The sequence below is a fragment of the Neptuniibacter sp. QD48_55 genome, assembly GCF_047778115.1.
In the GTDB taxonomy this organism is placed as follows: Bacteria; Pseudomonadota; Gammaproteobacteria; order Pseudomonadales; family Balneatricaceae; genus Neptuniibacter.
The window spans coordinates 930,114-944,746 of the sequence record NZ_CP180555.1; the positions used below are offsets into that span (position 1 = coordinate 930,114).

11 protein-coding genes are annotated in these 14,633 nt (G+C 44.6%); 7 read left to right on the forward strand and 4 right to left on the reverse strand.

The genetic code is table 11. The features are described from left to right. Positions 1-193 precede the first annotated feature (193 nt). The 6 genes from ACMXYW_RS04140 to ACMXYW_RS04165 are packed head-to-tail and all read left to right on the forward strand — an operon-like array spanning position 194 to position 8,353. Complete coding sequence (locus tag ACMXYW_RS04140; RefSeq protein WP_415905322.1) at positions 194-790, forward strand: response regulator; 597 nt, start codon at positions 194-196, stop codon at positions 788-790. 2 nt (positions 791-792) lie between these two features. Beyond that, positions 793-1,839 carry an HDOD domain-containing protein gene (locus tag ACMXYW_RS04145; protein ID WP_415905323.1) on the forward strand — a complete coding sequence of 349 codons (1,047 nt, stop codon included), beginning with the start codon at positions 793-795 and terminating at the stop codon, positions 1,837-1,839. Then, positions 1,839-2,660 (forward strand): phosphate/phosphite/phosphonate ABC transporter substrate-binding protein, encoded by an 822-nt coding sequence (locus tag ACMXYW_RS04150; protein ID WP_415905324.1) that lies wholly within the window; start codon positions 1,839-1,841, stop codon positions 2,658-2,660. The genes ACMXYW_RS04145 and ACMXYW_RS04150 overlap by 1 nt, the downstream gene beginning before the upstream one ends. Positions 2,661-2,675: 15 nt before the next feature. Next, a complete protein-coding gene (locus ACMXYW_RS04155; RefSeq protein ID WP_415905325.1) occupies positions 2,676-4,340 on the forward strand; it encodes a sensor histidine kinase in 1,665 nt (554 codons plus the stop codon). Between the two features lie 8 nt (positions 4,341-4,348). Continuing rightward, positions 4,349-5,629: an HD domain-containing phosphohydrolase gene (locus ACMXYW_RS04160; RefSeq protein WP_415905326.1), complete on the forward strand. Its 1,281-nt coding sequence runs from the start codon at positions 4,349-4,351 to the stop codon at positions 5,627-5,629. A gap of 21 nt (positions 5,630-5,650) precedes the next feature. Further along, entirely contained in the window at positions 5,651-8,353 is a 2,703-nt protein-coding gene (locus ACMXYW_RS04165; protein WP_415905327.1) for a response regulator, read from the forward strand. On the opposite strand, the gene ACMXYW_RS04170 is transcribed toward ACMXYW_RS04165, so the two are convergent. Next, positions 8,350-9,804 carry a sigma-54-dependent transcriptional regulator gene (locus ACMXYW_RS04170; RefSeq protein ID WP_415905328.1) on the reverse strand — a complete coding sequence of 485 codons (1,455 nt, stop codon included), beginning with the start codon at positions 9,802-9,804 and terminating at the stop codon, positions 8,350-8,352. The two genes, ACMXYW_RS04165 and ACMXYW_RS04170, sit on opposite strands and share 4 nt — an antisense overlap. Positions 9,805-9,910: 106 nt before the next feature. On the opposite strand from ACMXYW_RS04170, the gene ACMXYW_RS04175 reads away from it, so the two are divergent. After that, complete coding sequence (locus ACMXYW_RS04175; RefSeq protein WP_415905329.1) at positions 9,911-11,416, forward strand: SpoIIE family protein phosphatase; 1,506 nt, start codon at positions 9,911-9,913, stop codon at positions 11,414-11,416. Here the strand turns inward: ACMXYW_RS04175 and ACMXYW_RS04180 are convergent. The 3 genes from ACMXYW_RS04180 to ACMXYW_RS04190 are packed head-to-tail and all read right to left on the reverse strand — an operon-like array spanning position 11,413 to position 14,627. Then, positions 11,413-12,135, reverse strand: a complete 723-nt coding sequence (locus ACMXYW_RS04180; protein ID WP_415905330.1) for a hypothetical protein — start codon at positions 12,133-12,135, stop codon at positions 11,413-11,415. The two genes, ACMXYW_RS04175 and ACMXYW_RS04180, sit on opposite strands and share 4 nt — an antisense overlap. Before the next feature lie 12 nt (positions 12,136-12,147). After that, positions 12,148-14,241, reverse strand: coding sequence for an SLBB domain-containing protein (locus ACMXYW_RS04185; protein WP_415905331.1), 2,094 nt, complete (start codon positions 14,239-14,241; stop codon positions 12,148-12,150). Continuing rightward, the gene (locus ACMXYW_RS04190; RefSeq protein WP_415905332.1) at positions 14,238-14,627 is read right to left on the reverse strand and encodes a hypothetical protein; all 390 of its coding nucleotides are present in this window, start codon (positions 14,625-14,627) and stop codon (positions 14,238-14,240) included. Before ACMXYW_RS04190 ends, ACMXYW_RS04185 begins: the two co-directional genes overlap by 4 nt. Positions 14,628-14,633: the final 6 nt, after the last annotated feature.

Consider the following 14,633-nt stretch of genomic DNA (forward strand, 5'->3'; position numbering starts at 1 on the left):
CCTTCATTCCGTCGATTTAAGTTGTGATCTTCAATATAGACTATTTTATGGCTGCTGGCATAAATGTCCTCTTGTTCATGAGGTAACAGACTGATTTTGTATTCATGACTCAGTTTTTTATATGACTTTTGTGACAAATTGGAAATTCGTGACTACTTTAAATTAGTAGATCAGTATTTAGGGCAGGCGGATTATGAAAACTTATACATCGGGAGATGTCGCACAAATTTGCGGTGTAAGTTTGCGTACGGTTATCCGTTGGATAGAAAAAGGTGAATTAAAAGGATTTAAGCTGCCTGGTCGCGGGAATAACCGAGTATCGGAAGAGAATTTAATAAATTTCCTCAAAGCTCATGATATTCCCTTACCCGAAGAGTTGTTCAGCCCAGGCGAGAATTTAATTTTAATCGTTGACGATGAACCCGCTGCTGCAAGAGCGATACAACGAGTGTTAAGAGGAGCCGGATACGAGACCAAAATAGCAGTGAATGGCTTTGAAGCAGGTTTGTTGCTCACGCAGTTAAAGCCTGCGGTTATGACACTAGATCTTAATATGCCAGGGTTGAATGGTGAGGATGTTATCAGTTACGTTAGACATGCAGATAATCTAATATCTACACGTATATTAGTAATCTCTGGTGCTTCTGATGCTGCGTTAGAAAGAGCGGTAAAACTGGGTGCTGATAGTTGCCTATCGAAGCCTTATGCTAATTCTGATCTGCTTAAACAGATTGAACAGTTAATGGAAAACTCGCAAGAAAAGCTAACTGAAACCTCTAGAGCAATCTGATTATGAAACAGGGAAGCGTTGTATTTATTGATGATGAGGTGAGCACCCTACGGGCGTTTAGGCGAAGCTTAAGGGAGTATGACAGAGAATGGAACTTTGTCTTCGAATCATCTCCTCTGCAAGCACTTCAGGTCATCAAAGATCAAAGGCCTTCTATCGTTGTTAGTGATAAACGCATGCCGGAAATGGACGGAGAGCAATTGCTAAGGGCAGTCAAGGAGAGTGTACCTGAGGCGATGCGTATTTTAATCAGCGGTGATACCAGTGATAACACTGTGTTGGCTTCTGCTGATGTTGCTCACCTACTTTTACCTAAACCTTTTGAAGCACAAGAGCTGGTTGAAGTGCTTGAAAGGGCTAAGGCGCTAAAACAAATCCCTATTTCTGATCTGAAGCGTAAGTTGATAGGGTCATTACAGCATCTACCTGCTTTACCGTTAGTTTATAGCAGACTTAAAGAGTATTTAGTCAAAGCAGATGAACCTGAAATTAGCCAGTTGTCGTTAATCATTGAAGGCGATCTGGCGATCTCAGCCAAAGTTATTCAAGTGGCTAATTCTAGTTTCTTCGGCTTTCAATCGAAGACGGATAGTGTACATCAAGCAATTATGCGTCTGGGTGTTGGGCTTGTTGAAAATTTGGTTCTTTTTTTCGGTATCACTCTACAAGCACCTAATCAATTTGATGCGGGCCAAGCTCAGAAAGTAGTGACTTTACTGGAAGAGATGCACTCAAATATAAATCTTGATAAATCTGGAGATCAGATTTATCTGGCAGGCCTTTTTCATGGCATTGGGTCATTAGTTGAGATGGACGATCTATCTGAAATAGATGCAATCGGTGCTTATTTACTGAAACTATGGGGGTTTTCACCTGACGTAGTAAATGCAGTTTTATATCAGTCTTGCCCATTGAATCAGGAGCCTTTATCGAAACTAACCTGCCAACTGTTTGTTGCAAAGCAGATGGCAGCTGGAAATTTATCTTTGGATGAAATTTCAGAAGAGATTCTGGATTGTGCGGAAATTATTGTTAAGGAGAGCACTTAATGAAAACGTTACATTCGTTGGTATTGGCGAGTTTGATCGCTTTTATGCCGGTTAAATCTTTTGCTGAAACATTAACTTTAGGGATTGTGCCGCAACAATCAGCTAAGAAGTTAGCGAAATTATGGACGCCGATTAGTGCTTACCTAAGCGAAAAGTCAGGTGTGAAAATTATGTTCGCTACTGCTCAAGATATTCCTACCTTTGAAAAGAGGGTGCTGGCAGGTGAGTACGATATCGCTTATATGAATCCCTATCACTATACGGTGTTTAGTCAGAAGCCTGGTTATCAAGCGATCCTAAAACAGAAAGATAAACGTATTAAAGGGATTGTTGTCGTACAAAAAGATAGTCCTATCCAGAGCTTGTCAGAACTTGATTCCAGCGTGCTCTCTTTCCCTTCTCCAGCTGCATTCGCAGCCAGCGTACTGCCACGTGCAAAGATGAATAAGGATGGCATTAACTTCGAGCCTAAATATGTTTCCTCGCATGATTCTGTATACCTCACGGTATCACGGGGTTTATTTCCAGCAGGTGGCGGGGTCATGAGAACTTTCAACAATACCGACCCTAAAGTAAAAGAAAATCTACGTGTTCTTTGGACAACGCCAGGTTACACCCCTCATGCCATAGCGGTTCATCCTCGGGTTGATGCTGAAAAAATGCAGAACATACAGCAAGCCTTTTTAAGCATGAATGATGACCCTGCAGGCAAGGCACTATTAAAATCCATCAATTTCAAAGGGATGGAAGTTGCTGCCAATGATGACTGGGATGATGTAAGAGACTTGGATATTAAGTTGCTCGAACATCTATTGCAGTAACGGCTGGGGTCAGTAGTGTCTCTTCGACTTAAAACGATACTAGGTATCGCCACGATTGAAGCCTTATTGCTGCTGCTGTTAATTAGCATGACCTTAGATTACCTTCGAACCACTAACTATGAAGGTTTAACTAAGCGTGCTCAAACAACCGCGACTTTGTTTGCGACTACGTCTAAAGATGCGGTTCTCAGTTACGACTTGGCTTCTTTGGAAGCCTTCGTCTCTGAAGTAATGGTCAATCCAGACCTAGTTTACGCTCGCGTACTTGGGCCGGAAAACATAGTGTTTGCCGAAAAGGGCAGCGCGGATGTGTTGTCGAAACCCTTTTACGCAGATCAATCCGTTTCGACCGTTGAGGACGGTATTTTTGATACCTACGCAGAAATCTCAGAAGGGGGGCAAGTTTACGGTCGAGTAGAGTTAGGCTTAGATATCAACAGCCTAAATAAAACCATCGAAGAGGCTGAGCAGCGAAGCGCATTGATTGCGGCGATAGAGATGGGGCTGGTGGCTCTGTTTTCTCTGATATTGGGTACCTATCTGACTCGCCAACTCAAGGTGCTGACACAAGCTGCTGAGGTTATATCGGTTGGTGATTTCGAAGTTAAGGTGCCTGTTAAGGGGCGTGATGAAGTTGCGGATGTAGCACTCGCTTTTAATGCGATGGCAAGTAATCTGCATGAAGCGAGTGCACGTAGAGATGAGTTTGAAGTACAACTGACAGAACTCAATCGCTCCCTTGAGGAAAGGGTTAAGGCGCGTACTAAGGAGTTAGTGGCTAAGAACGAACAGTTGGAACAGGCCAATAAAGAGATAAAAGAAGCGCAAGCTAAATTGCTACAGTCAGAGAAAATGGCCTCTATTGGCGTGCTGGCGGCAGGCGTTGCTCACGAGATAAACAACCCCATGGGGTTTGTTATTAGTAATATTGGCACTTTAGAGCTCTACGTAAATAACTATCGTCAATTACTCGCTGCACATCAAGAGATCATAGAGACCCCCGAGGGTGAAAAGCGCGATAGTCTTATTGCTCAACTTAAAGAGTTGCAGGAAGAGCTTGATTTTGAATTTATGAATGAAGATCTAGATGAGCTGCTCAAAGATACCAAAGAAGGTTCGTCTCGGGTCAAAGATATAGTTCAGGGTTTAAAGGCGTTTTCTCATGTCGATCAGATTGAAAAGTATGAACTTTGTAATCTGAATGACTGTATTGAAGCAACCCTGAAGGTTGTGAGCAATCAATTGAAGTACCACTGTGAAGTATCCACTGATTTGGCGGAAATTCCGTTAACTTATTGTTTACCCGGTAAAATTAACCAAGTACTTTTAAATTTACTGGTGAATGCTGGGCAAGCTATTACCGATAAGGGTTCGATTTTTGTAAGCTCTACAATTAATGAAGATCGGATAGAAATCAGGATTAAAGACTCAGGCCAGGGGATTACAAAGGATCAGTTGGATAAACTGTTTGATCCTTTCTACACCACCAAAAAAGTGGGTGAAGGCACAGGTCTGGGCTTATCTATCTCCTATGGCATTATTGTCGAGGAGCATAAAGGTGATATTTTGGTGGACAGTGAAGAGGGTAAAGGGGCCTGTTTTACCCTGTCATTACCGATCTTAACCAAGGATCCTTCTTTACTGAAGAAGTCTGAATCACACGACCTAGTACAGGAGTAAAAAAAGCAATGAGCTATCCGGATAACACGATACTACTAGTCGATGATGAGCAGGCTGTTCTTAATTCGCTTAAACGCTTGTTACGGCCGCTAAGATGTAAAGTGCTGACAACGGTATCTCCTGTGGAAGCACTAGATATACTGAGAGAAAATTCCGTCGATATTTTGGTTAGTGATATGCGTATGCCAGAAATGGGCGGAGAAGAGTTTCTTGAGAAAGCTGCGCAAGAATTCCCTGATGTAGAACGAATAGTTATTTCTGGTTATGCCGAGGCGCAAGCGGCTATCGATGCCATTAACCGCGGTAAAGTCAGCCGCTTTTTACTAAAACCATGGGAAGACAGTGATGTCTTAAAGATGGTTGAAAAAGGTTTTCAGCTTGCAGGTCTGCAGCAGGAAAATGAAAGACTACAACAGGAAACCAAAGAGAAGAATGAAGAGCTAGAAGCCCTCAATCGCTCCTTGGACCAAAAGGTTCAAGAGCGTACTCGCCAACTTAAAATGGCGAATGACCGTATTAAAGAGAGTTATCGCTCAGTCGTTCGCATGTTCTCCACCCAAATTGCGCGCCGTTTGGGGATAAAGGCTACAAAAGAAAACAGTAAACTGAACCAGTTGCTTGTTGCTGTTGCAAGTAAAACAGGCATAGAAGGGCAAGAGTTAAAGCAACTTTATTATGCTTGGCAGCTGCGGCAGATAGGTAAACTGAGTTTCTCTGATGACTTAATTAAAAATCCCTATCTAGCAATGAATACTGAGCAACAACGCACCTTTCAGCAACACCCCCTGTTAGCCCAAGCCGCATTACTATTAGTCAAACCGTTATATCCTGCCGGACAGATTATTCTGCAACACAAAGAATATTTGGACTGTAGTGGATTTCCTAAAGGCCTATGTGGCGATCAAATCTCTATTCGGGCGCAAGTGCTTTGCATTGTGAATGATTACGTAGAGATGATTACCGGTTTGTATGATGAGCGCCAATACAGCACTACTGAAGCTATTACTTACATGCAATCTACGGCTCCGGAACGTTATAACCAACAAGTGGTAAACATCTTGGCTGAGGTTGTTGAAGGGTTGTCTAAAACGGGTGATGTTCTTAATGATAAAAAGGTCCTTAGTGATCAGGTCCGCAAAGGTATGAAACTAAGTCGTGATCTAATCAGTCGCGAGGGAATTTTACTACTCAGTGCAGGGCAGGTTTTGGATGATGTCTCTATTGAGCGTATTCGAGAAATGGAATTTAACCTAGAAGAAACTTTAGAAGTGTACGTTTCTCAAAAGTAATAGCTTGGTAGAGGGCGCTGCATGGATGTTCAGGTACTACTGGTTGATGATGAACCCCATATTTTAGCTGCACTAAAACGGCTAATGAGACAGGCTAGAATCTCTGCAGCGACGGCTTCTTCAGGGCAGGAAGCATTAGATTGGCTGGGAAATAATCATGCAGAAATTATCTTGTCAGATTTCCGGATGCCGAGCCTATCAGGGACCGAGCTATTAACCAAAATCGAAGCAAAGTGGCCTGAAACTAAGCGTATTATTCTGAGTGGCAATGCTGATTTTGATACGGTTCTGCAGGCAGTTCATAGCGGTGTAGTGCATAAGTTCTTAGCAAAGCCGTGGAGCAATCAGGAACTCATAGAGCATATACAATCTTCCCTATCGCAGGTTGAGACGGAAGCGGGAATTACGCCTCAGTCTAAGCAAATAGCGCCCCCCTCAACTGATCTATCCCCGCAAGCTTCAGCTACCCAATTGCAAGTCATCTTGGATACTGTGATCGACGGTATTGTTACTATTGATGAAAAAGGCAAGATCGTTTCGGCTAATACCTCTATTGAAAAAATTTTTGGTTATTCTAAAACGGATTTAATCGGACAAAATGTTTCCCTGTTAATGCCCGAGCCCTATCGAAGTCAGCATGATCACTACCTTGCTCAATACAAAGGTGTGGGTTTAAAAGAGGTGGTTGGCAATCAGAGGCGTTTGGTTGGCCTGCGTAAAAACGGCGAAGTTTTTCCAATTGAATTAAGTGTCTCTGAGATTAATATCGAAGGTCAGTCCAAGTTTCTAGGGATGATCAGAGATATTAGTCGCCGAGTCAGTGCCGAGAGTGAGAACGAACTGCTTATCGGTGCTTTAGAGATGGCCCAAGATGGTTTTGCGCTGTTTGGGTCTGGGGATAAATTACTTAGGTTTAATCGCCAATTTAAAGACTTATACAGTAAATATGGTGTCGACCTTTCGGGAAATATCACCTACGAGTCATTTTTTCGCAGCTGTGTAGAAAAGGGGTTATTTTGCGAAGCGCAAGGCAACCCTGAACCCTGGATAGAACAACAACTAGCGCTGCACGCGTCACTCCCCATCGTTGAACAATATGAGCTTGTGCCAAATGTATGGATTGAGATCCATGAAACTCAGGCTGATAACGGCGCAATCATCGTTTCTCACCTTAATATAAGTGAGCTTAAACAAACCCAGTTTTCCCTTGAGCAAGCTGTCGCAGAAGCCAATCTAGCGAACAGTGCCAGAGGTCGTTTCTTAGCAATGATGAGTCATGAGATTCGTACTCCCTTAAATGGCGTGCTGGGTTTATTGCAACTGTTACAAGATACGCAACTCGATCCATCCCAAGCTAAGTTTGTCGAAAGTGCTTTAGCGTCGGGGCAGGGCTTACTCACGATCATCTCTGATATTCTCGATTTCTCGAAGATCGAAGCCGATAAATTAGAGATCATTCCAGCGCCATGTAACCTACGTTTGCTGCTCAGTCAGCTCGAGCAGTTACTTATGCCGCGGGTGGAAGAAAAATCTATTGCGCTCGATTTTCAGATCGATCCGTCGGTACCTGATTGGATTGAAATAGACGAACAACGATTACGCCAGATACTGCTAAATCTGCTCAGCAACGCGATCAAATTCACAGACTATGGTGAGGTCAGTCTCCAAGTAGATTTACAATCTGACCTCCGTTTGGACTTTAAAGTAGCCGATACTGGTATAGGTATCCCTTGGGATGAACAAGGGCAGATTTTTTCTGAATTCACCACCATCAGTAATACGCAAAATCGTACCTACGAGGGTACAGGTTTAGGCCTTTCTATTAGCCAAAAATTGGTGAGTTTGTTGGGTGGCGAACTGCAATTTAGCAGTGTACCGAGTAAAGGTAGTACATTTGGGTTCTCTTTAGCCGTTGTTGAATCAGTAGCTCCAGCTAATAGCGCAGTAGTCACAGGTGATGTCAGATTTAATGCCACTGTTTTAGTAGTCGATGACAGTGCGACTAATCGAATTGTGGTTGAGCATATGCTGGTGGCCCTAGGGCTTAAAACTGTTTGTGTAGCCAGCGGTGCTGAAGCTATTGCAGCCTACCAGCCAGGGCGCTTCCAACTGATCTTAATGGATATATCCATGCCTGATATGGATGGCTATGAGACAACTGAACGACTTCGCTTGCGAGACGATTGGGACTGTACCCCGATCATTGCTTTTACTGCGTACGTTATGCCTGAAGATAGAGAAAAGATAAATCGATATGACATGTCGGGTTATCTGGAAAAGCCGTTAGATAAAAAAGTGCTGGTTCAGGTCATTTCCCCTTTATTAGCGACTTACAAGGTTGATTCAAGTAAAGAGAGTATCGGATCCGTTGTTGCGGATGATGGCACAGAGCTTCTAGAACCTGACTATGTCAATCAGTTAGCACGTGATACATCAGAAGAAGTTCTGCCCCAGTTGGTCAATGTCTTTAAAGAGGATGTTGATAAAAGGTTAGAGGAGCTTTCTAACCCAGATATTGATGATGCGGTTCTCGAACGTAACCTCCATACCATTGGCAGTAGTTCCGCTTTGTATGGCTTGATGACCCTATCTAAGAAAGCCAGAAGTCTTGAGAAGGTTTGCCGAGAGGGTGGGTGCGTAAGAGCATCATTGTTAGATTTTCTGGTGCTCGCCCAGCAAAGCTTAGATTGTTTAGATCAGTTTATGTTGGAAAGAAAAGCTTAAGCGTTTTCTTTCCAACTATTCCGTTTCCGATAGATGGTAGCAGCACTGATTTTTAGATAGTGTGCTGCCGTTGGAATATTACCCCCACACAGATCAATTGCTCGTTCAATCGCTTCTCGTTCTATATCTGCCATCGGCCTGATAAGCTCTGAAAGCTGATCTTGAACTGGGCTTGATATATCTGAAGGCGCAAATGCGGGTGCAGTCGCCATCGGTTCTGGTGCCGCAGTAGCCAAACTATGTACTGCCGCTGATTGCACCGGCTTGATACAACTATCCAAAGGAGCAGGTAACATAGCTTGTGTGACTTCATCACCATTGTGTAGTACCACGATATTTCGGACAACGTTTTGTAACTGACGAACATTACCCGGCCAATCGTAGTTGCTTAAAATAAGCTCGGTTTCAGGTTCAAAGCGCTTAAAGCCTTTGCCTTCCTCTTCGGCGTACTGAGTTAGGAAGCTCTGTGCTATTTCGATAACATCATTCTCTCGCTCTCGTAGCGGTGGCAGATGAATCGGAAGAACATGCAATCGATAATACAAATCTTCACGGAAATTACCTGCTTGAACCTCAGCAAGAGGGTCTTTGTTACTCGCGCAGACAATTCGTACATCGACCTTTTCGGTTTTATCACTACCGACTTTTTGCAGGGTGCCGGTCTGTAAAAAACGTAAGAGTTTTGATTGTAGAGCGAGTTCCATCTCACAGATTTCGTCAAGGAACAGAGTACCGCCGTTTGCGGCACTGGCGGCACCGTCTCGATCACTAACAGCACCGGTAAAGGTGCCTTTTTTATGACCGAAAATCTCGCTCTCGATTAGATCTTTTGGAATAGCGCCGCAGTTTAATGCGATAAAAGGTGATTTTTGGCGTTCACTTCGTTGATGGATCGCTTCAGCGCAGACTTCCTTGCCGGTCCCGCTTTCACCAGTGATAAATATGGTGGCTTTCGAGCTTGCCGCACTATCGATGACTTGATAAACCCGCTGCATCGATAGAGAAGAACCAATAAAGCCACAGAAGTTGTGACGATCGATCTCTTCTCGATAAGTTTCGACAATACGTTTGAGTTTTTGGCTTTCGAAGGTGTTGTTGAGTGTGGTGACTAAGCGGTCTTTGCTGAAAGGTTTCACCAGATAATCGCGGGCACCAAGTCTCATCGCCTCAATAGCGGTGTTCATCGAGCAATCGCCCGTAGTGACAATCACCTCAGTGGCTATCTCTTCTTGATTTACTTTCTCGAGAATCTCTATCCCGTTCATATCGGGTAAACTGAGATCGAGGAGAATGCCGTCGAAGCTCTCTTTCTGTAAAGCTGCTAAGGCTCCCTGGCCTGTTTCTTCATGGTGAATCTGGTACGGCAAACCGGTGAGGTAGCTACGGTAAACCGCCGCCATGGAAACATCATCTTCAACAAGCAGAATACGATTAACTTCAGGTACGGGCATAGGAAATCCTCTCCAACCAAAAACCTACCCTTAGCCTATGCTACAGGGTAGGCTGTTACAAGCACCAAGTGATTGAATTTTATCCGATATCGGTTTGGGCAGGGAAATGACAGAATTATTAGGCGAATGGCATTTAAAACCTCAGTTGGAAGAAGCGCGTAGGGTGCGAGAAGAGGTCGCTATCCTATTGGAACAATTTGAATGCAAAAACAAAGATGCATTCCTGTTAGCGACCGCAGAATTAATCGTTAATCTATCGCGCTACCCTGATCCGAAGCCAACTGAGGTTGCTCTGACTTTGAGTCGAGATCAATTTGATTACTGGCTAGAACTTCGTGATAACGGTCCGAGCTTTAGTCAGTTTAGTCAGAGGTTGGACGATCCCGAGGACTTAACTGCTGCCGAAAGCGGAATGGGATTAAAGCTGTTAGCCCATTATTTTGATGATATGCACTATGTCCCAGCTTGTTATCGAGATGATGCTTGTAATGTCATGGTATTAAGGCAGGCAAAGCCTCAGGCTAAATCAGCTCTCACCGTTCTAGTCGTGGATGATGATCCAGCCTATCGCTTAGTCATTGAGCAATATTTACTACCGCAATATAAAGTGCTGAGCGCAGCATCAGTAGCAGAGGCGTTTCAATCTGTTCTCAAATATAAGCCGGATTTGGTGGTGTGTGATATCCACATGCCACAAGCAGACGGCCCAGCTCTATTCGATAAGATCTCCCATATCCCTGATGTCGCCGATACTGCGTTTATTTATGTGACCGGTTGTATAGAACCTGAGCTGCTCAACAAAGCCCTAAGACGTCCAATTGATGATTTGCTTTCCAAGCCTGTTAGCAGGGAACAGCTGCTGAGTACGATTCAACGGGTCGTCTGCAGGCGCGAGCATCTGAGTGCGCAGATACATCAAGAAGTGGATCAGAAAGTAACCCTAGGGTTACGGCCTAGCCTTCCCAAGCAGATCCCAGGCTATGAGATAGAGCTCAGAACCGTCAATCCAGAAGCGGGAGGCGGGGATTTAGTTCAGTTTTATCCACAAAAGGATCGATCTCTGTTTCTATTTGCCGATCTGATGGGGCATGGTTTGTCTGCCAAAGGATTTTCTTATGCCCTTGCTGGCTATTTAAGAGGGCTTTGCTCTGCTTACTCTTCGCTGGGTATAGAGTTACCCGCGTTGTTTAATCAGTTAGCCCTTGGCTTTGATGAAGACCCAGTACTCAAGAAAACCTTAGCGACCATTGCAGCAATGACTTTATCTCCAGATGGGGATGTAGCCATCATCAATGCTGGCCATCCGAGTCCTATCCTGTTTAGTGATACCGAGATTAAAGATATTGAGGCTAAGTCGCCAATGCTTGGTATGGGGATTGAGGGCTATCAACAAGCGTGCTTTTCTCTAGATATAAACGGTAGGATTTTGCTTTATTCAGATGGTTTTAACGACGCGGCGGTCGAGATGCCAAAAGAGCTCAAAGCAGCTATTGAACGGAGCCGTCATCTACCTTTAGCGGCAGCGGCTGATCATCTGTTGCAAGCGCGTTTGAACCTGTCTGCTCCTGATGATGATCTTACACTGATCTTGTTGGAGCGGACAGAAAGTTAGAGCTCCTGATTTAATAAGGTCATCTGGCTAAAACGTTTGCGTAGGTACTGCATCAGTTTCGGTAGTCTTTTTTCGAAGCGATAGGTTTCTCGGATTAATTCCTGCTGCAGCGAGGGCGCGAAGCGATCATTCATGATGATACCAGCCAGAATGGCTCCGCTATTTTTCAGCGTTTCCCTTGCTTCATCCACTTGAGATTCAGTCGTTCGTCCAGTGACAATGTTCAGTAATGTAGCCTTGCTGGCCGAGCAGATGATATCTACAGGTAGATGGTTATCGTGTTGTAGCTGTGATTTTTCGGTTAACACGGGTGCACAGTCACAAATCACCATATCAAACAGATTTAGGCAGCTGTTAAAAAACAGCTTGAGGGTTTCTAGATCCCTAAACTCTACACAGTGACTCGACTGCACTGGGCAATTTAAAACCATCAAGCCCGGTACTTCGGTTTCTTGTGCCGCGTGTTCCCAGTGGCCAGTTAAAGGTAGCCACTCATTATTGTTGAGTGATAACCAGTTGGCTAACTGGGGTTTACCGGTATTTAGTTCTATCAACAAAACCCTTTTACCTGCCTTAGCTGCTCGCGTCGCTACAGCTAAGGCCAGTGAGGTGTTGCCTGCGTCAGATTGGGTACTACAGATGGTAAATTGCTGTAGGTTATGACGCAGTACGCGTGCGTAAACGGTTTCGATTGCGCTATGTCTATGCAAAGCTAACATTGTTGTTCTCCTTTACAGACCAACCAGCGTGGCAAAAGATATAACAGTTACAGATTCCTGTAGGGTGCTGACAAATCGATACCAGGTACTTTGCTCTTTACCCGGTACATACAGGGTGTCTCCGGAGCGAATCACCGGTAGATCGCGGTAATCACCGGTTTTTGCAAAATCGACAAGGTCGAATAGACGGGAGTGAGCTTCGCCATCAATACGGTTAATCACCATAATGCGATCTTGCAAAGCGCTGTTTAGTGGGCCGCCGGCTTCGGCTAACAGATCCAAGACAGTCATGTTGTCATCAAAGCTATAGCGACCTGGACGCGCAACCGCACCTAGTACACGAACTACAGTTTCTTTTGGCTTTTCCAACCAAGCACGGTCACGTTTCGGGATAAAGATCACATCTTCGTTTTTCACTGTAGGCAAAAGAGTTTCATCACCTGTTTGAAAATAGTTGTGAAGATTCAGATGGCTAACTTCCGTTTTACCCTGTTTGCGATGAGTGATACGTACGCTAGATAGATCCGCCAACCCTGTAGGGCCTTGCGCTGCGGACAAAATATCAAGGAAGTTTAGTTCGTTGTTAAAGGCGTAACGGCCCGGCGCACCCACTTCACCAAAGATATAAATAGAACGGTCGCTAGATTGTCTTACCCACTGTGAACGGTTGTCATTTGGGTCTTTAGGTAGTTCTGGGATCACCACGGTATCCCCGGCGCGAATGCGTGGGATCTGGCGAATATCACCACCTTTATCTAGGAAGTGTTTTAGGTCAAAACTAACAGACTCAGTGACGCCGTTACCTCGGTTCTGCAGAATCTGCAGGTGAGCAGTGTCAGCGCTGGCAATTGGGCCACCGGCATGGGCAATCAGATCCATCATGGTCATCTCAGACGCCCATTCGTAACGGCCTGGTCTTCTTACCGCACCGATAATTTTAACCGCACGATTAGGGTGAACTTTTAACCAGCTTTTCTCATTCATATCTGTTTTTTCAGGGACGAGGATTGCATCGCCCGGAAGAATTTCAGGCAAACTACCGCGACGTTGACCATCGACATAGCCTTGTAAGTCAAAAGGAACGACTTGGCCATCGGCACGGATAATGCGAATCTGACGGGTTTCAGCAAAACGCGTTGGACCACCTGCAGTCGCTAATAGATCGTAGAAACCACTTTCTTCACCCATCTCCATAGCACCGGGTTTGAATACTTCACCCATGACATAAACAGTACGAGATCCACTCTGAACTTGCTCGGTTGCTTGAGGGATAAAGATCACATCACCCTGATGAATTTCAGGCATAAGGGCAGGGTTACCCGTATCTAGATATTCACGCATGTTGAATGGGAAAGGCTGACCGTTATGGATAACGCGGATCTGCTCGATACCGGCATAACGTGTTACACCACCTGCTCGCATGATTAGGTCCATTACTGATGCTTTTTCTTTATAGGCAAAGGTGCCAGGGCGATGAACCTCACCAAATACTTTTACAGATTCACCGTTTTTACCGGCATCACCAGATGCAGTCAGTGTGCGGGCATCGAAATCGACTTGGACATTACCAATTAGCGGCGAAGCAGGTACAAAGATTACATCCATCGGATTTAGATCGGGTAGGGAGCTAGGATCACCACTGTCCAAATAGCGTTTGTAATCAAATTCGATCAGTTTGTTTTTTCTACGGATCTGCAACTTGTTTAATTGTGCACCTTGAGCCAGACCACCGGCTTTGTTAATCGCCATTTGGACGTTGGAATTTATAGGAAGATCTACCGCACCTGGCGTTTTTACATAGCCTAATACAGTGACTGAAAGGCGGCGTTCTTGTAAGGAAATATCAAATTTTGACAGATCCTTATAAACGCTACCAAGGCGGTTTTTAAGCAGGGCTTTGGCTTCGCTTAAGTTGCGGCCTTCGAGGTTGATCGCACCAATCTCAGGCAAAACGATCTGTCCCTGTTGGTCCAACTGAAAGCTTTGTTCAAATGCGCTTTCCCCGGGCAGCTTTATCTGAATCATGTCACCTGGGCGCAGTGTTTCAGCCCATAGGTTGCCACTGAAAAGTACAAATAAGATGAGTGTTCTGATTAGAGGGATCATATGCATGCCTCCTGAGTTAGCTGTTGGTTGCAATGGCTTTTCACTCTTAAGGAAGCAGCTCCGTTCTCTAATATATGCAGTAACTTTTCTGCTTGCTCTAAAGGTAGCTGAGCTTGCATAAGGTAGTTTGCCTCATACAGCCTTCTGCTACGGGTGACCAGCAACTGAATCTCTTGATAGATCGCTGGATATTGGTCTTGTTTGCCATCTAAATTGTGTTCACTAATGACCGCTTCGCACTTTTTCAGCCTTGATTGCAGAGTGGGAACTTCACTTTTAATCGGGAAACGTTCTGCCACTCCGCCTTCGCCTTCAGGTACTAAGTAGAAGCAGCCAGAAGAGGTTATTAGCGTTGTGTGTAACAGTAATAGTGAGATCAATTTCATTGTTCT

What these genes read in the sequence shown, in the direction of transcription:
- ACMXYW_RS04140 (WP_415905322.1), top strand. Translation starts at nt 194, where the DNA reads ATGAAAACTTATACATCGGGAGATGTCGCACAAATTTGCGGTGTAAGT.
- ACMXYW_RS04145 (WP_415905323.1), top strand. Translation starts at nt 793, where the DNA reads ATGAAACAGGGAAGCGTTGTATTTATTGATGATGAGGTGAGCACCCTA.
- ACMXYW_RS04150 (WP_415905324.1), top strand. Translation starts at nt 1,839, where the DNA reads ATGAAAACGTTACATTCGTTGGTATTGGCGAGTTTGATCGCTTTTATG.
- ACMXYW_RS04160 (WP_415905326.1), top strand. Translation starts at nt 4,349, where the DNA reads ATGAGCTATCCGGATAACACGATACTACTAGTCGATGATGAGCAGGCT.
- ACMXYW_RS04165 (WP_415905327.1), top strand. Translation starts at nt 5,651, where the DNA reads ATGGATGTTCAGGTACTACTGGTTGATGATGAACCCCATATTTTAGCT.
- ACMXYW_RS04170 (WP_415905328.1), bottom strand. Translation starts at nt 9,804, where the DNA reads ATGCCCGTACCTGAAGTTAATCGTATTCTGCTTGTTGAAGATGATGTT.
- ACMXYW_RS04175 (WP_415905329.1), top strand. Translation starts at nt 9,911, where the DNA reads ATGACAGAATTATTAGGCGAATGGCATTTAAAACCTCAGTTGGAAGAA.
- ACMXYW_RS04180 (WP_415905330.1), bottom strand. Translation starts at nt 12,135, where the DNA reads ATGTTAGCTTTGCATAGACATAGCGCAATCGAAACCGTTTACGCACGC.
- ACMXYW_RS04185 (WP_415905331.1), bottom strand. Translation starts at nt 14,241, where the DNA reads ATGATCCCTCTAATCAGAACACTCATCTTATTTGTACTTTTCAGTGGC.
- ACMXYW_RS04190 (WP_415905332.1), bottom strand. Translation starts at nt 14,627, where the DNA reads ATGAAATTGATCTCACTATTACTGTTACACACAACGCTAATAACCTCT.